Source organism: Roseateles sp. UC29_93, from assembly GCF_042695725.1.
Classification (GTDB): Bacteria; Pseudomonadota; Gammaproteobacteria; order Burkholderiales; family Burkholderiaceae_C; genus Roseateles; species Roseateles noduli_A.
Window position 1 is genome coordinate 687,688 of record NZ_CP170545.1, and the last position, 16,296, is coordinate 703,983.

General features: G+C 68.6%; 10 protein-coding genes and 2 pseudogenes. 6 read left to right on the forward strand and 6 right to left on the reverse strand.

Going from position 1 to position 16,296, the window contains the following annotated elements:
- Window positions 1-589 precede the first annotated feature (589 nt).
- From ACFJIX_RS03120 to ACFJIX_RS03135, 4 genes and pseudogenes are all read left to right on the forward strand, one after another.
- Window positions 590-1,624, forward strand: a complete 1,035-nt coding sequence (locus tag ACFJIX_RS03120; protein WP_377157686.1) for a TRAP transporter substrate-binding protein — start codon at window positions 590-592, stop codon at window positions 1,622-1,624.
- A 175-nt stretch (window positions 1,625-1,799) separates the two neighbouring features.
- Window positions 1,800-2,441 (forward strand): annotated as a pseudogene (locus ACFJIX_RS03125) (TRAP transporter small permease).
- Complete coding sequence (locus ACFJIX_RS03130) at window positions 2,438-3,766, forward strand: TRAP transporter large permease (RefSeq protein WP_088404913.1); 1,329 nt, start codon at window positions 2,438-2,440, stop codon at window positions 3,764-3,766. The pseudogene ACFJIX_RS03125 and the gene ACFJIX_RS03130 overlap by 4 nt, the downstream one beginning before the upstream one ends.
- A 760-nt stretch (window positions 3,767-4,526) precedes the next feature.
- The gene (locus tag ACFJIX_RS03135) at window positions 4,527-6,908 is read left to right on the forward strand and encodes a hypothetical protein (RefSeq protein WP_377157687.1); all 2,382 of its coding nucleotides are present in this window, start codon (window positions 4,527-4,529) and stop codon (window positions 6,906-6,908) included.
- 51 nt (window positions 6,909-6,959) lie between these two features.
- On the opposite strand, the gene ACFJIX_RS03140 is transcribed toward ACFJIX_RS03135, so the two are convergent.
- Both ACFJIX_RS03140 and ACFJIX_RS03145 read right to left on the reverse strand, forming a co-directional pair.
- Window positions 6,960-7,661 carry an SDR family oxidoreductase gene (locus ACFJIX_RS03140; RefSeq protein ID WP_377157689.1) on the reverse strand — a complete coding sequence of 234 codons (702 nt, stop codon included), beginning with the start codon at window positions 7,659-7,661 and terminating at the stop codon, window positions 6,960-6,962.
- 87 nt (window positions 7,662-7,748) lie between these two features.
- Entirely contained in the window at window positions 7,749-8,882 is a 1,134-nt protein-coding gene (locus ACFJIX_RS03145; RefSeq protein ID WP_377157691.1) for a thiolase family protein, read from the reverse strand.
- A 227-nt stretch (window positions 8,883-9,109) separates the two neighbouring features.
- Between ACFJIX_RS03145 and ACFJIX_RS03150 the strand changes: the two genes are divergently transcribed.
- Window positions 9,110-9,640, forward strand: a complete 531-nt coding sequence (locus ACFJIX_RS03150) for a hypothetical protein (RefSeq protein ID WP_377157693.1) — start codon at window positions 9,110-9,112, stop codon at window positions 9,638-9,640.
- Between the two features lie 170 nt (window positions 9,641-9,810).
- Here the strand turns inward: ACFJIX_RS03150 and fdhD are convergent, their stop codons facing one another.
- The 4 genes and pseudogenes from fdhD to ACFJIX_RS03170 form a co-directional block, all read right to left on the reverse strand.
- Entirely contained in the window at window positions 9,811-10,647 is an 837-nt protein-coding gene (fdhD, locus tag ACFJIX_RS03155) for a formate dehydrogenase accessory sulfurtransferase FdhD (protein ID WP_377157695.1), read from the reverse strand.
- Entirely contained in the window at window positions 10,644-10,988 is a 345-nt protein-coding gene (locus ACFJIX_RS03160; protein WP_377157696.1) for a hypothetical protein, read from the reverse strand. The genes fdhD and ACFJIX_RS03160 overlap by 4 nt, the downstream gene beginning before the upstream one ends.
- Before the next feature lie 10 nt (window positions 10,989-10,998).
- A pseudogene (locus ACFJIX_RS03165) lies at window positions 10,999-13,357 on the reverse strand (FdhF/YdeP family oxidoreductase).
- Window positions 13,358-13,514: 157 nt separating this feature from the next.
- On the reverse strand, window positions 13,515-15,185 hold the full coding sequence (locus ACFJIX_RS03170; RefSeq protein ID WP_377157698.1) for an OFA family MFS transporter: 1,671 nt from the start codon (window positions 15,183-15,185) through the stop codon (window positions 13,515-13,517).
- 733 nt (window positions 15,186-15,918) lie between these two features.
- Between ACFJIX_RS03170 and ACFJIX_RS03175 the strand changes: the two genes are divergently transcribed.
- The gene (locus ACFJIX_RS03175; RefSeq protein ID WP_377157700.1) at window positions 15,919-16,281 is read left to right on the forward strand and encodes a hypothetical protein; all 363 of its coding nucleotides are present in this window, start codon (window positions 15,919-15,921) and stop codon (window positions 16,279-16,281) included.
- Window positions 16,282-16,296: the final 15 nt, after the last annotated feature.

Consider the following 16,296-nt stretch of genomic DNA (forward strand, 5'->3'; position numbering starts at 1 on the left):
CGCCACTGCGCTCCCTCGACGGCGCCACCGCCTGCGGCATCTGCTGCGGCACATGCGCGATGACGCGGTTGTTGCCGTCCAGCACCGTGACGCTGACCCACAGCCGCCTCAGGCCTTCGGCGACCGCGCGATGGTTCAGCAGCATGTGGTCGTCGACGTTGCCCGGCAGCTGCTGCGCGAGCCGGTCCACCGCCGCGTGCTCCGCATTGAGCCAGTCGGAGATGCGCGCCTCCAGCGACAGCGAATCGGCGATCAGCGTGAGCCGTTCCTCCTCCAGGTCGCGCATGTCGCTCAGGCGCAGCCACACGCCGACCGACGCGGCGAAGGCCACCGCCAGCAGCAGCGGCAGGGCCCAGCTCGCGCGTTTGAACAGCTGGAGGAGACGTCGGGACACGGCCATGGCGGCAGTCTAGGCGCTGCGCAGAGCGCACGCCGGGCCCTGTGCGCTGCGTGTTTCCCCAATGTGGAAGTCCACAACTGGCGGCGCGGGGACCGGATTTCCACAATCCGCCACATTCCGCGACAGGTCGTCACTGCGCCTTCGTCACTGCACCTGGTCGGCGGATTCCGAAGAACACCAGGAGACCGCATGTCCGCCAATTTCCCCCGCCGCCTGCTGCTGTCGGCCGCCCTCGCCACCGTCGGCCTGTGTACCGGCCTCGGCACCGCCGCGACCGCCTTCGCCCAGGCGCCGATCGTGATCAAGCTGAGCCACGTCGTCGCCCCCGACACCCCCAAGGGCAAGGGCGCGCAGCGCTTCAAGGAACTCGCCGAGGAGCGCAGCAAGGGCCGGCTGAAGGTCGAGGTCTACCCCAACAGCCAGCTCTACAAGGACAAGGAAGAGCTCGAGGCGCTGCAGCTGGGTTCGGTCCAGATGCTGGCCCCGTCGCTGGCCAAGTTCGGCCCGCTGGGCGTCAAGGAGTTCGAGGTCTTCGACCTGCCCTTCCTGTTCAAGGACGACGCGTCGTTCCGCAACACGACCAACACGCTGGGCATGGAGCTGTTCAAGAAGCTCGAGCCCAAGGGCATCAAGGGCCTGGCCTTCTGGGACAACGGCTTCCACATCATGAGCGCCAACAAGCCGCTGCACCATGTGGCGGACTTCAAGGGCCTGAAGATGCGCATCCAGTCCTCCAAGGTGCTGGACGCGCAGATGCGCGCGCTGGGCGCGATCCCGCAGGTGATGGCCTTCTCCGAGCTGTACCAGGCGCTGCAGTCCGGCGTGGTCGACGGCACCGAAGGCGTGCCGTCCAACTTCTACACCCAGAAGACCTACGAGGTGCAGAAGCACACGACGATCAGCAACCACGGCCATCTGGCCTATGCGCTGATCATCAACAAGAAGTTCTACGACGGCCTGCCGGCCGACCTGAAGGCCGTGGTCGACAGCAGCGTCAAGGACGCGACCACCTACGCCAACGCGATCGCGCAGACCGAGAACCAGCAGGCCTTCGAGAAGATCAAGGCCAGCGGCAAGACGACCATCTACACGCTGACGCCGGCGGAAGTGAACGAGTGGAAGCTGGCGTTGATGCCGGTCCACAAGGAGATGGAGTCGCGCGTGGGCAAGGCCACCGTCGAGGCCGCCTACAAAGCCGCCGGTTTCGTCCCCCCGACGAAGTAAGGCCCACCCCCTACCGGCTCACGCCGGCCCCCTCAAGGGGGCGAGCCCAGGAGCCTGGCGGAGCCAGTTCTCCGGGCTCCGCTTGATCGGTCCGCCCGCCTGCGGCGGCGTCCAGTGCCGCGCCCCTGCCTAGGGCGGCGCGGCTTTTCTTTGTCTGAAGGAGATCGCCATGTCCCTGAGATGGTTGGATCGATTGGAGGAGACGCTCATTGCGTTCCTCATGGGCGCCGCGACGCTGGTGATCGCGATGGCCGTGCTGCACCGCTTCCTGGCCGGCGTGCCGGCGGTGCAGGACTTCGTCATCCGCATCGACGTGAGCTGGGCGCAGGAGCTGTGCATCTACATGTTCGTGTGGATGGCCAAGTTCGGCGCGGCCTACGGCGTTCGCGCCGGACGCACGTCGGGGTCGACGTGGTGGTGCGCAAGCTCAAGCCCGGGCACGCGAAGTACCTCGTGATCTTCAGTCTGCTGGCCGGCGCGCTCTTTACCGCGACAGTGGGCACGCTGGGGCGCGACCTTCGTGTGGGAGAACGGCGCGCACTACGCCTTCACGCACGCGCTGGGCATCGAGAACCCCGACCTCTTCGAAGGCCCGACCTCGCCCGACCTGGAGATCCCGACCTGGATCGCCTACTCCTGCGTGCCGCTGGGGTCCTACCTGATGTGCTTCCGCTTCCTGCAGGTGTGCTGGACCTTCATCCGCACCGGTGAAGCGCCGCATGCGGACCACGGCCACGTCGAAGGCATCGAGGACGACGTCGCCGCGGTGGGCTCGGCCAAGACGGCCGAGGAAGCTTCGAAGGGAGACCGCGCATGAACACGCTGATCATCTTCTCGCTGCTGGTGGTGCTGATGCTCACCGGCATGCCGATCTCGATCTCGCTGGGCCTGACGGTCCTGACCTACCTCTTCACGATGACGAACGTGCCGATCGAATCGGTCGCGCTCAAGCTGTTCACCGGCATCGAGAAGTTCGAGATCATGGCCGTCCCGTTCTTCATCCTGGCGGGCAACTTCCTGACGCACGGCGGGGTGGCGCGGCGGATCATCCACTTCGCCACGACCATGATCGGCCACTGGTACGGCGGGCTCGGCCTGGCCGGCGTGCTGGCCTGCGCGATGTTCGCGGCGATCTCGGGCTCGTCGGTGGCGACCGTCGTCGCGGTCGGCTCCATCATCCTGCCGGCGATGACCAAGCAGGGCTACCCGAAGCAGTTCGGGGCCGGGGTGATCACGACGTCCGGCGCGCTGGGCATCCTCTTCCCGCCGTCGATCAACCTGGTGATGTTCTCGATCGCCACCGCCGGCATGTCGGCCACGGGCCCGCACGGCGAGGTCGTCGGCACCGCGTCCGTCGGCCAGCTGTTCATGGCCGGCGTCGTGCCGGGCGTGTGCCTGTCGATCCTGCTGGGCATCACCACCTGGTACCGCGCCAAGAAGTACGACTACCCGCGCATGGTCAAGGCCACCTGGGGTGAACGCTTCAAGGCCTTCCGCGACAGCTTCTGGGGCCTGATGCTGATCGTCGTCGTCATCGGCGGCATCTACAGCGGCAAGTTCACGCCGACCGAGGCCGCCGCCGTGGCCGCCGTCTACGCCTTCATCATCTCGGTCTTCGTCTACAAGGACATGGGCCTGAAGGACGTGCCCAAGGTGCTGCTCAAGGCCGCGGCGATGAGTTCGATGCTGCTGTACATCATCACCAACGCGGTGCTGTTCAGCTTCCTGATGGCGTCGGAGCAGATCCCGCAGACGATGGCCGCGTGGATGTCGGCGCAGGGCTTCGGTCTGTTCGTCTTCCTGCTGCTGGTCAACCTGATCCTGCTGGGCGCGGGCAACTTCATGGACCCCGCCGCGATCGTGCTGATCATGGCGCCCATCCTCTTCCCGGTGGCGGCCAAGCTGGGCGTCGATCCGGTGCACCTGGGCATCCTGATGGCGGTGAACATGGAGGTCGGCCTCTGCCACCCGCCGGTGGGATTGAACCTCTACGTGGCCTCGGGGATCACGAAGATGGGGATCACCGAACTCACCGTCGCCGTGTGGCCATGGCTGCTCACGATGCTGGGCTTCCTGATGGTGGTCACCTACTGGCCGACGCTGTCGCTGGCGCTGCCGAGGGCCTTGGGTCTGGTCGGCTGACGGCGACGCCGTTCCCTCTCGAAGCCCCGCCGGCGCGCAAGCGCGGCGGGGCTTTTCTCATGGCGCGATACCTGCTCTCGAGGGCCCTCGCCTCCCCCGCAAGAGGTAGGCGTGTGGCGTGCCTTCCGCCGGATTCCGCAACACGGGTAACGGTCGATGTCAGAGGGGCGGGATCGATTGACGCGCCCAGTAGCGGACCACTTTAATGCGCTGCCCTGACGCACGACCTGCGCGTCGGGACCGAACACGCCGGCCTCAGCGCCGAGAGGATTCCGCATGGCGCTCGCTCCCCGTCCCACCACCGCTGAATGGCTCCGCCGGTCCGCCGTCAGATCGACCCGGGCCGCGTTGGCCGTTGCCCTGCTCGCGGCCTTGAGCGCCTGCGGCGGCGGGAACGGTGATGAAGCCAAACCGCAGACCAATCCACCGGTGTCCACGGAGCCGGGAACCGGCGGCGGCGCCGGCACTGGAACTGGCGGGACGGGCACTGGCGGCGGCACGGGCGGAGACCCCACCGCCGAAATCCCGCCGCCCCCGTCCACGCCGATGTTGCCGACCACGCCGGTGGACCCTGAACCTGCGCCGCCCGCACCGCCGCCGCAGACCACGCCGACCGCGCCAGCACCTTCTCCCGCTCCCTCGCCTTCGCCGGCCCCCCGCGCCGGCGCCTGCGCCGCCGACCTCGGGGGGCCCGACCGCCACGACCCCGCTGAGCCTGCCGCTGGAACTGCTGGGCCCCGGCCTGCCCAGCGCGCCGACGGTGGCGACGGCGAACCTGACGCTCGACGTGAATGGCGTCGGCGCCGCCACCGAGCTGTGGCTGCGTTGCCATCGCTGCGGCTTCTTCGGTCCGCCCGAGTACGAGGCCACGACCGAGACGCCCGCCAAGGTCAAGGCGAGCCTGCGCATCCTCGGCGGCACCACGGCAGCGAACGCGAGCGCGATACCCTGGGTCGACATCACCGACGCCACGATGACGCTCGCCGACGCCGAGCGCGTGCAGGGCGGCCTGCAGCGCGGCGGCGGCCTCTACACCGCCCGCATGAAGCTGACGCTGGACGCGGCCACCCGCGCGCGTTTGATCAGCGGCGTGAACCTCGTGCAGTTCCGCTTCAACGGCAGCGACGGCGAGTCGAACGGCTACCGCATCATCGACCTGCAGTTCCGCAACGCGCAGGGGCAGAGCCTGGCGACCAACGCTGTGGCGCGTGCCGACATCAACGCCGAGAAGGTGGCCGGCCGCACGCTGACGGCCGACGTCGCCGCCGGCGAGAAGCTGTGGAAGGCGGAGAACCGCCTGATGAAGTCCACCCTGGTGAACCACCAGCTCCGCGCGGCATGCGCCTCCTGCCACGCGTCGGACGGCCGCGACCTGCAGTACTTCAACTACTCCAACAACGCGATCGTCCAGCGCTCGCGCTTCCACGGCCTGAGCGAAGCCGAAGGCGGCCAGATCGCCGCCTACCTGCGCTACGCGCTGCGCGAGATGCCGCATGTGGCGCAGGCCGCGCCGTGGAATCCACCCTATCAGCCGGGGCCAGGTCTTGACAGCAGGCCGGTCACGGAGTGGTCCGCGGGCGCCGGACTGGATGCCGTCCTCGACTCGCCGACGGACGCGGTCAAGGCGCTGTTCGGCAAGCCGCTCGACGGCTCGGCGCTTGCGCTGACGCAGGCCGACGTGGACAAGGTGATGGACGCCGACGCGACGCTCAACACGCGCGAGATCCCGCTGCCGATCCAGTTCCCGGACTGGAACTCCTACCTGCCGGCGATGCATCCGCTGGACATCTGGCCGACCGGCGCCAACGCGGCGGGGTCGTTCGAGAAGGGCGCGACCTTCACCGCCGACAACCGGCGCCTCGATCCGCTGGCCACCTCGAAAAAGATCGCCGCCTGGTTCGAGTCCCACCGCTCCGGCACCTTCGGCGACTGGAGCCACCTGACCCCGCAGCAGCGCAACGAGATCCAGTCGATGCTCCAGCCCTCCGGCTTCGAGCTCTACGCCTTCCTCGGCGGCGGCCGCGGCAACCACATCGCGGCCACGGGCCAGTACGGCGCGCAGGTCGGCGCGGCGCAGCTGCTGAAGTCCGCCTCCTCCGCCCGCATCGCCGCGGAGCCCGCCGCCTTCACGACCAACGCCTTCATCGAGCGGGTGGTCGGCAACGCGCTGCAGTGGAACCTCGTCCAGCAATGGGAATGGGCGCAGCGCTACGGGTTGGAAGGCGACCAGCGCTGGTTCATCGGCAACTACGACGCGACCGCCAAGACCTGGGCCGGCCGGGGCGAGAAACGCGGTTGGCCGTTCAACACCGTCAGCGCCTTCTTCCTGGCGCCGCACATGGTCTACCAGCAGGACACCGACGCCACCGGCAAGATCACCCGCGAGTGGCTGCTGGCCTGGGAGACCGGCAACAAGCTCGGCTCCTACACGCGGACCAACGCCTGGTACCAGATGCAGGTCACGCTCAACCCCGGCGCGCAGAGCGACTGGGTGAACTTCTCGGTGGACTGGCCCTATCTGACCGGCTTCGACTCGCTGCTGTCGCAGACGCTGGGCGACGCGACGCCCGCGCAGTCCACGGCCGCGCTGATGAGCGACATCCGCCTGCTGCAGGCGCGTATCAAGTCGGCGCAGTTCGTCAACAACAGCATCCCGTTGTGGGTGCCCACGGACACGCGCTCGATCATCAACAACCGCGGACGCTTCAGCAAGGCGGCGGTGGTCAAGCACCTGAACCCGATCAACTTCATGGAGGCCGTCTCCACGCAGGCGACGCAGACCTCGCCGTTCCGTCGCCTCGACAAACTGCAGGCCGGTCTCACGCTGAAGCTGCTCAACGGCGCGTTCAAACAGTTCAACCAGCTCTACACGGTCACCGATCCAGCGATCTGGCGCCGCTGCGACCCGAACAACATGGACCTCGGCGAAGCCGAACCCACGGCCGGCTTCGGGTTCTGCCTCGACAAGACCAGGCAGCCGCTGACGCTCAAGTCACCCGGCGTCTACGTCATGGCGTCCACGGACTACCGCAGCACGGCCGAGCAGAAGCTGCAGTACGCGGTCTGGAAGGCGGGCACGCTCGGCGCTGACCCGGACCGCGTCAAGACGCTGAACGACTGGCTGCTGCGCGCCTGGCCGTGAGGCCGGCGCCCGCCGCGTCGGGACGGCAACCGGACGGTTGCCGATCGATGTTCAGACGCCGCCGCGATAGCTGCCCGGGTCGGCCGAAAGGCCGGCCTTGACGCCGCGCGACAGTTCGTCGGCGTAGACCTCGTCGCGACCCGCGGCGATCGCGTCCAGCACCTGCTTCGCGACGTCGAGCGGATCGGCCTTCGGCGCGTCGAGGCGGGCGGTCATGTCCGTGTCCATGAAGCCCACGTGCAGCGCGACGACCGACGTGCCCTGCTCCTTCAGCTCCAGGCGCAGGCCGTTGGTCACCGACCAGGTCGCCGCCTTCGACACGCTGTAGGTGGCGGCGCCCGTGAGGTTGAGCCAGCTCAGCACCGACAGCACATTCACCACCGCGCCGCCGCCCTGCGCCTTCAGCACGGGCGCGAAGGCGCGCGTCAGTTCCAGGGGACCGACGACGTTGGTCTCGAACTCGTCGCGCAGCGCCGCCAGCGCGTTGTCGCCCAGCAGCGGCGAGCCGCGCGAGATGCCTGCGTTGTTGATCAGCAGCGTGACGTCGCCGGCGGCTCGCACGGCGGCCTCGATCTGGTCCGGCTTCGTCACGTCCAGCTTCACCGGCACGACGCCGGGCAGATCGATCGACGACGGATCCCGCGCGGCGGCGTAGATCTTCTTCACGCCGGCGGCCTGCAGCGCCTTGACGAAACTCTTGCCCAGACCGCGATTGGCGCCGGTGACGAAGGCGACGGTGTTCTTGAAGTCCATGATGAATCCTTGGCGAATGGCGAATGGCGAATGGGGAACGGGGAAACGAAGGGATGAGCGGCGCTGTCGGGTGGGAGGACGCCGGGATCAGACGCGCTCGAGCACCGTGGCGATGCCCTGCCCACCGCCGATGCACTGCGTGGCGACGGCGTAACGACCGCCGGTGCGCTGCAGCAGCGCGGCCGCCTTGCCGGTGATGCGCGCGCCGGTGGCGCCGAGCGGATGCCCGATGGCCAGGCCGCCGCCGTCGAGGTTCACGCGTTCCGGGTCCAGGCCCAGGTCGCGGATGCAGGCCAGCGCCTGCGAGGAGAAGGCCTCGTTGAGCTCGACGACATCGATCTGGTCGACGCTCAGCCCGGCGCGCTTGAGCGCCAGTTGCGTCGCGGGCACGGGACCGATCCCCATCACCGCCGGATCGACGCCGACGCTGGCGAAGCTGACGACGCGCGCCAGCGGCGCGATGCCATGGCGACGGGCGAAGTCCTCGGTGCAGACCAGCACGACCGACGCGCCATCGGTCAGCGGCGACGAGGTGCCCGCCGTGACCACGCCGTCCGGTCGGAACACCGGCTTCAACGAGGCGAGCGCCTCCAGCGTCGTGCCGGGACGGATGCAGCCATCCTCCTCGACCGCCTCGCCGGCGGCATTGACCACCGGCACGATCTCCTCGCGCAGCAGGCCATCGGCACGGGCCGCGGCCGCCTTGCGATGGGAGGCCAGCGCGAACGCCTCCTGATCCGCGCGGCTCACCTCCCAGCGCTGGGCGACGTTTTCGGCCGTATCGCCCATGGAGATGTACGCGTCGGTGTCGGCCTGCAACGCCGGATGCGGCGAGAAATTGAAGCCGCCCTGCGGCACGAAGGTCATCGACTCGACGCCGACGCAGAGGTAGGCCTCGCCGATGCCGGCCTCCAGGTTCGCGGCGGCGATGTGCACCGCCTGCATCGACGAGCCGCAGAAGCGGTTCACCGTCATGCCCGGCACGCTGTGCGGCAGGCCCGCCAGCAGGCCCACGATGCGCGCCAGGTTGTTGCCCTGCGCGGCCTCCGGATAGGCGCAGCCGAGGATCACGTCCTCGATCTCGGCGCCGGCCACGCCGGTGCGCGCCAGCAGCCCGCGCACGGCCTGCGCGGCCAGGTCGTCGGGCCGCGTCTGGGCCAGCGCCCCCTTCTTCGCGAAATGGAATGGCGTACGGGCGTAGGCGGCGATCAGCGCTTTCATTCACGTCTCCTTGAGAATTTCAATGTCGCTCGACATGAATAATGTAATGTCGACCGTCATCGAAACGCAGCGGGGTACTGGTCTTGCCCCTGGTGGCGAAGGGGATGTAGGCACGCGCCTCCCCGGATCCCCCATGTCCACGGGGGAAAGTCCCGACTCCGACTTCAGCCGTGCTTCAGCCCCGCCGCGCACTGTGAGGATTCGCGGGCTGGAGGTTGGAGGACGACATGGCGCACTCGTCGCGCAGGACTTGGCGGACCCTCGTCGGTGTGGCTACTGCCGTTGGCATCGTGAGTGCCGCGGGCATCGCCACGGCGGCACCGGAAGCGGAGCCGGCGGCCTCGGCGCCGCCGCCGACTCCGGTATCGACATCGGCGTCCGACGCCGCCACCTCAGCCGAGCGCGCCCGTCAGCCGCTCGCGTTGCAGGCCTCGCTCGCGGCGCTGCGGACCCGGCTCCGAGCCAGCGCCACCGGTGCGCCCGAGGGCGCCAGGTCCAACGTGATGCTGAACCGGAGCCTCGACATCCAGGTCATTGAACTGCCGCGCGAGGGCGCGCCCATCGGTCCTCCGCCCAAGCGCGCGCATCACGCGCTGAGCATCGGCATGGAGGGCCCGAAGCAGATGTTGCGGGGGCTTGGACTGGATGCCACCGAGTGCGCCGCGCGCTTCCGCATGCCGTCGAAGCTGAGCCGCAAGGGTGACGGATCGGCGCAGATCGACGTCACCGCCCAATTGGGCATGGGCTGCAAGTTCTGAAGTCCTCGGTATCACCCCCCGGAAGTCCTCGGTAGCAAAACCGGGGAAGTACGGTGATGTCTGGGGACGGCATTGCTGGGGGTTCAGGCGCTTGCCGCCTGGGCCCCCTGCAATGGCGGCCAACGCCCCGGCAGCCGCAGGTGGGCGGTCACCCGAACGCCCGAACGCCCCTACGCGTACAACGTCGCGCGACCTTCCCGGACGAAGCCTGCGAGCCGCAGCCCACAGGACTGCGCCGTCCTGATTGCCAGGTGCGTCGGCGCGCTCACGGCGGCCAGCATTGGCATGCCGGCGATGGCGGCCTTCTGGACCATCTCGAAGCTGGCTCGGCTGGTGACTGCGGCGAAGCCTTGCGACGCGTCGATGCTGGCTTTGGCCATCGCGCCGATCAGCTTGTCGAGCGCGTTGTGGCGGCCGACGTCTTCGCGCACGAGGACGACTTCGCCATCCGGGCGGCACCAGGCCGCCGCGTGGATGCCCCCGGTGCGTTGTTGCAGCGGCTGTGCCGCGGCCAGCTCGCGCATCGCGCGCGACAGCGCCGGCACGAGGGCCGAGGCGTCGCCAAGGGCGGCAGGCAGCGGCGGCACCGGCCGATCCGGCACGCGGAAGACCTGATCGAGGTTGTCGGTGCCGCAGAGCCCGCACCCGGTGCGGCCGGCCATGCTGCGGCGGCGTTCCTTGAGCAGCGCTTCGCAGCGCGCCGTGACGCGCAGCTGCAGCGCGACGCCGTTGGGCCGCGTCCGCACTTCCACGTCGAGCAGGTCGGCCGGCGAAGCCAGCAATCCTTCGGTCAGCGAGAAGCCGAGCGCGAAATCCTCGAGATCCAGCGGCGTCGCCAACATCACCGCGTGCGACAGGCCGTTGTACTCAAGCGCGATCGGGGCTTCCTCGGCGACGAACTCCTCGTCCGCCGCGCGCGTGGCGCCGAGGCGCTCGGGCCGCACCGCGATCAACGCGGACGGCAGCGGCGCGTCGTCATCGTCGGGCAGCGCGCAGACGTCGCTCATGGCGCCGGATCCGTGGGAGCGTCGCCGCGACCCGCGGGCGTCATGCGGGCGATCCAGCGGCCGTCCTCGTCCACGTGCAAGCGCACCCAGCCGGGTCCCTGTGCGTCGCCGACGCGCGCATCGCTCATCAACGTGTAGAGCCGCAGCAGCACGCTGACGCGCAGTCCCGTGCGCTTGGCCAGTCGCGGCAGCGAGACGCCGTTGCCGGCATCCAGCTCCGCCAGCGTTTCCAGCGCGAAACGCGCCTGCGCGGCCATGTCGCCGTCGTCCTCGCTCCCGTCCTCGACCTGGTGGTCCGGACCGTCGTGGACGTCAGCGGCGGGCGCGTCGGCGCGGTTCATCGCCGATGCCTCAGGCGTGCGCCCCGGCCACCGACCGCGCCTGGTCCTGCGGCAGCGGCGCGTCCTGCTCGCGCAGCGTCAGCACCACCGGGATGGACTTCGACGTCGGCGTGCCCGCGCCGATGGACACGCTACTCAGCGGCACCAGCGCGTTGGTCTCCGGGAAGTAGCTGGCCAGGCAGCCGCGCGGGATGTCGTACTCGATGAGCACGAACTTCTCGGCGCGACGCGTGTCGCCGTCGCTGTAGACGCTGGTGATGTCGACCCACTGGCCGGCCTTCATGCCGATGGCCTTCAGGTCTTCCCGGTTGATGAACACCACGCGACGATGGCCCCAGACACCGCGGTAGCGATCGTCCATGCCGTAGATCGTCGTGTTGTACTGGTCGTGCGAGCGCACCGTCGCCAGATTGAAGACCACCGTCTTCTCATCGCGCATCCGCGCGCGCGCCTGGTGCAGCGGCGTGTCCGTCGGCAACTGGTAGGTGATGAAGTTGGCCTTGCCGGTCGGCGTGTTCCAGACGCGTTCCGACGCGGTGTTGCGCAGGCGGAAGCCGCCCGGCGTCTTGATCTTCTCGTTGAAGCCCTTGAAGTCGTCGAAGACCTCTTCGATCTTGTCGCGGATGCGCGAGTAGTCCTCCACCAGCCACATCCACGGCGTCTTCGAGCGCCCCTTCAGCGTCGCGGCGGCCAGGCGCGCCACGATCATCGGCTCGGACAGCAGGTGCTCCGAGGCCGGCGCGTTCATGCCGCTGGAGATGTGGACCATGCTCATCGAGTCTTCCACCGTCACGCCCTGCGGGCCGGTGGCCTGCATGTCGATCTCGGTGCGGCCCAGGCAGGGCAGCACCAGCGCCTCCTTGCCGTGGATCGTGTGGCTGCGGTTGAACTTGGTCGTCACGTGGACAGTCAGGTCGGTGGCGCGCAGCGCCTTCCACGTCGCGATCGTGTCCGGCGTCGCCGCGGCGAAGTTGCCGCCCAGCGCGAAGAACACCTTGCCCTTGCCGTCGAGCATCGCCTGGATGGCCTCGACGGTGCCGTAGCCGTTCTCGCGCGGCGGCTCGAAGCCGAACACCTGGCCCAGGCGGTCCAGCAGCGCCTTGGGCGGCTTCTCGTAGATGCCCATCGTGCGGTCGCCCTGCACGTTGGAGTGGCCGCGCACCGGGCAGGCGCCCGCGCCTTCGCGGCCCAGGTTGCCGCGCAGCATCAGCAGCGCCGCGATGTGCTGGATGGTCGCGACCGAATGCTGGTGCTGCGTGATGCCCATGCCCCAGCAGATGATCACGCGCTTGGCCTGCGCATACAGGTCGCCGGCGGCGCAGAGCTGCTCCTGCGACAGACCGGATTCGGCCTCCAGCGCTTCCCAGCTTTCGGCGCGGATGCTGGCCTCGAATTCCTCGATGCCGTTGGTGTGCTCGGCGATGAAGCCCAGGTCCAGCACGCGCTCGCCGCCGGCGGCGACCGCCGCGTCGTCGAGCTCGAAGACGCGCTTGCACAGCGCCTTCATGACGGCCATGTCGCCGCCGATGCGCAGCTGGAAGTAGTTGGTCGAGATGGGCGTGCTGCCCAGCGTCGCCATCTCCATCTTGTCCTGCGGATCGGCGAAGCGCTCCAGGCCGCGCTCGCGCAGCGGGTTGAAGCTGACGATCTTGCAGCCGCGCTTGGACGCCTCGCGCAGTTCGCCCAGCATGCGCGGGTGGTTCGTGCCGGGGTTCTGGCCGAAGATGAAGATCGCGTCCGCCTGCTCGAAGTCGTGCAGCGTCACGGTGCCCTTGCCGATGCCGATCGTCGGCTTCAGGCCCTGGCCGCTGGGCTCGTGGCACATGTTCGAGCAGTCGGGGAAGTTGTTGGTGCCGAACTCGCGCACGAACAGCTGATAGAGGAACGCGGCCTCGTTGCTGGCGCGTCCCGAGGTGTAGAACATCGCCTCGTTGGGGCTGCTCAGCGCGTTCAGGCGCGCGGCGATCAGCTCGAAGGCGTCGTCCCAGGCGATCGGCGTGTAGCGGTCCGTGGCGCGGTCGTAGACCAGCGGCTCGGTGATGCGGCCGAGGTTCTCGAGGTCGTAGTCGGGACCACTCGGCCAGTTCGCTGACGGTGTGTCCGCCCAGCACGGTGGCCGTCGCGCGATGCGCGGTCGCCTCGGCGGCGATCGCCTTGGCGCCGTTCTCGCAGAACTCGAAGGTCGAGCGGTGGTCCCGGTCGGGCCACGCACAGCCGGGGCAGTCGAAGCCGTCCGGCTGGTTGGCCGACAGCAGCGTCTTGGCGCCCTTCATCGCGACGCCCTGCTGCTGCAGGTGCTTCGCAACACTTCTCAGCGCGCCCCAGCCGCCCGCCGGGCCCTTGTAGAAGTGAATCTTCTGGTCGCTCATCGAGTCCTCCGGAATCGTTGTTCCCCTGTCCGCCCCTCGCCCAACGCGAGGTCTTGAAGACAGAGTCGCCCCGTGGTCGTCGTGGACGGCCGCCGGGGCGAGGGTCATGCTAGCCGGTCAGGCGCTCGCGCGCCGCCGGCGGGGTTTGAGCGTCGGCTCAGCTGAAGAACTTCGACGCGCTCAGCAGCGTGCGATAGATGCCCCAGGCCAGCGGGATGCCCACGGCCAGCCAGGCCAGCGCGACCAGCGCGGTCGGCGTGGCGCGGCCGGCGCCCGGGCCGCTGCCCACTTCGGCGGCGGCGGCCTTCTCGTGCGCCAGCTTCTTCTCGACGGCCAGTTCGGCATCGGTCATGAAGTGCTTGTCGGCGACCGGACGGATGGCCAGGTTGGCCAGCAGGCCGATGACCAGCATGCCCACCAGGATGTACATCGTCTGGTTGTAGACCTGCTCGCGCGGGATGCCCAGGCCCAGTTGGTAGTCGCGCATGTAGTTCACGACGATCGGGCCGAGGATGCCGGCGGTGGCCCACGCGGTCAGCAGGCGGCCGTGGATCGCGCCCACCATCTGCGTGCCGAAGAGGTCGCCCAGGTAGGCCGGCACGGTGGCGAAGCCGCCGCCGTACATCGACAGGATGATGCAGACCGCGCCCACGAAGGCCAGCTTGTGACCCGCGGCCGCGCTGCTCGGCAGGCTGGCGTACAGCAGGCCGCCCAGCACGAAGAACACGGTGTAGGTGAGCTTGCGGCCCAGCTTGTCCGACAGCGACGCCCACACGAAGCGGCCGCCGATGTTGAACAGGCTCAGCAGGGCGGTGAAGCCGCCGGCGATCGCGGCGATCGCGGCCAGCTGCGTCTTGTCGAGCTCGGCGAACTTGGCTTCCACGCCGATCAGCGAGCCGCCGAAGATCTCCTGCAGCATCGGGCTGGCCATGCCGATCACGCCGATGCCGGCGGACACGTTCATGCACAACACGATCCACACCAGCCAGAACTGCGGGATGCCCCACACCTTCTTCACGTGCACGTGGCGCTGCGTGATCATGGTGTTGGCGGCCTGCGCCGCCGGCGGGGTCCAGCCCGCGGGCTTCCAGCCGGTGGGCGGCACGCGGTAACCCAGCGCGCCGGCGACCATGAACAGGAAGTACACGACGGCCATGATGACGAAGGTCTGCATCACGCCCGCGTCGGTCGGGGTGGCGAAGTTCTTCATCAGCTCGACGGCCAGCGGCGAACCGATCATCGCGCCGCCGCCGAAGCCCATGATGGCCATGCCGGTCGCCATGCCGCGGCGGTCCGGGAACCACTTGATCAGCGTCGACACGGGCGAGATGTAGCCCAGGCCCAGGCCGATGCCGCCGATCACGCCGGAGCCCAGGATCATCATCCAGAACTGGTGGGTGTGGATGCCGATCGCGGAGATCAGCATGCCGCCGCACCAGCACACGGCCGAGACCAGGCCGGCCTTGCGGGGACCGGCGCGTTCGAGCCAGCCGCCCCAGATCGCGGCGGCGCAGCCCAGGAACACGAAGAACAGCGTGTACATCCAGCCCAGCGTCGCGACGCTCCAGTCGCACTGGGTGGTGAACAGCTGGGCGAAGAAGCCCACGTCCTTGCCGCACGCGGCGCCGGTGCCGGCGGTCTGCAGCATCTTGGAGAGCGGCAGCCAGAACACCGAGAAGCCGTAGGCCATCCCGATGCACAGGTGGATGGCGAGCGCGCTCGGCGGCACCAGCCAGCGGTTGAAACCGGGAGCGGCGATGGTGCGCTCCTTGTCCAGCCAGCTCGAGCCGGCGGATCCGCCGCCCTGGTCGGTCAGCACAGTAGACATGGGTCCTCCTCAAACAATGAAAAGGCGGCCGCGACGCGGCCCGCTGAACACGAACGGCGCCGAACCCTCAAACGGCGCCGATCGACCGCGTCCCGTGTTCCGACGTCCCCGTCCCTTTCGGCATCAAGAAACCGTTAGGGGAACGGTATCTGGTGACACGCTGAAAAAGTTGGGGCAGAACGCTCGCGGCGGGCGCGATCTTGACGCATGTCAGTGACATCCTTTGACAACCACACCTCGTAAGCGGACATCTATCGCACGAAACCGACAGCCGGCGCCTGTGAAACGCCCGGCGGTAACCGAATGTGCCCTGGGGAATTTGGGCGATTGACGCACAACACCCCCTGGAGCGGGTGTCCACCCCAGGAGGTCCGGGCGATGCCCGGCACCAGGGGGGATTGTTGAGGTCCCCACAACGGTGCGTTGCGCTGCGCGTCATTTATGCGATCGGGGTGAATGCCTATTGTTCGGAGGTTTCCTGTCTCCGAAGGCGTCCATCAGCGCCTTCTTCGCCGGACCGCCCTTCACGGGTCGTCCGGTTTTTCTTTGGGCGTCCGGCAGCGCGGGGATCGCCGTTTGCCCCGATGAACACGCGGATGTATCGGGGTGCAACTTGCCGTTTGTCCTACAAATCCTCGCGCCATCAGACGACGTCGGACGCCCCGACGACCGTCCAAAGTAGGTCCTAACCGATCTCCACCGATCGGCCCCTCAAGCCCAAAGGAGAGACCACATGAACGCGACCAAATCCCTCGTCACCGGTGCCGTTGCCCTGACCGCCTTCGCCAGCGTGCTGGGCCTGGCCTATGCGCAGGTCGAGAACTCGACCGAGTCCACCCCGACGCAAGCGACGCAGGAACAGTACCCCGCCACGCAGACCGAGCAGCAGGCGCCTGCCGACCAGAGCATGACGCCGGCCGACCAGTCGAACGCGGCCACCACGCAGCAGAACCAGACCACGCCTGAGGCGCAGTCGCAGCAGACCCAGCCCTCGTCCACGGACCAGTGGCAGAACCAGCAACCGGCCACGCAAGACCCGCTGCCGGCCGAGCCGACCAGCGCCGGCACGCCGGCTCCCCGCGCCGACCGCAACTGATCGGTGGGTTCGCAC

Bases quoted from the DNA above. Each gene is read 5' to 3' on its own strand.
- ACFJIX_RS03170 (WP_377157698.1), bottom strand. From the start codon at position 15,185: ATGTCTACTGTGCTGACCGACCAGGGCGGCGGATCCGCCGGCTCGAGC.
- fdhD (WP_377157695.1), bottom strand. From the start codon at position 10,647: ATGAGCGACGTCTGCGCGCTGCCCGACGATGACGACGCGCCGCTGCCG.
- ACFJIX_RS03150 (WP_377157693.1), top strand. From the start codon at position 9,110: ATGGCGCACTCGTCGCGCAGGACTTGGCGGACCCTCGTCGGTGTGGCT.
- ACFJIX_RS03120 (WP_377157686.1), top strand. From the start codon at position 590: ATGTCCGCCAATTTCCCCCGCCGCCTGCTGCTGTCGGCCGCCCTCGCC.
- ACFJIX_RS03145 (WP_377157691.1), bottom strand. From the start codon at position 8,882: ATGAAAGCGCTGATCGCCGCCTACGCCCGTACGCCATTCCATTTCGCG.
- ACFJIX_RS03130 (WP_088404913.1), top strand. From the start codon at position 2,438: ATGAACACGCTGATCATCTTCTCGCTGCTGGTGGTGCTGATGCTCACC.
- ACFJIX_RS03175 (WP_377157700.1), top strand. From the start codon at position 15,919: ATGAACGCGACCAAATCCCTCGTCACCGGTGCCGTTGCCCTGACCGCC.
- ACFJIX_RS03160 (WP_377157696.1), bottom strand. From the start codon at position 10,988: ATGAACCGCGCCGACGCGCCCGCCGCTGACGTCCACGACGGTCCGGAC.
- ACFJIX_RS03140 (WP_377157689.1), bottom strand. From the start codon at position 7,661: ATGGACTTCAAGAACACCGTCGCCTTCGTCACCGGCGCCAATCGCGGT.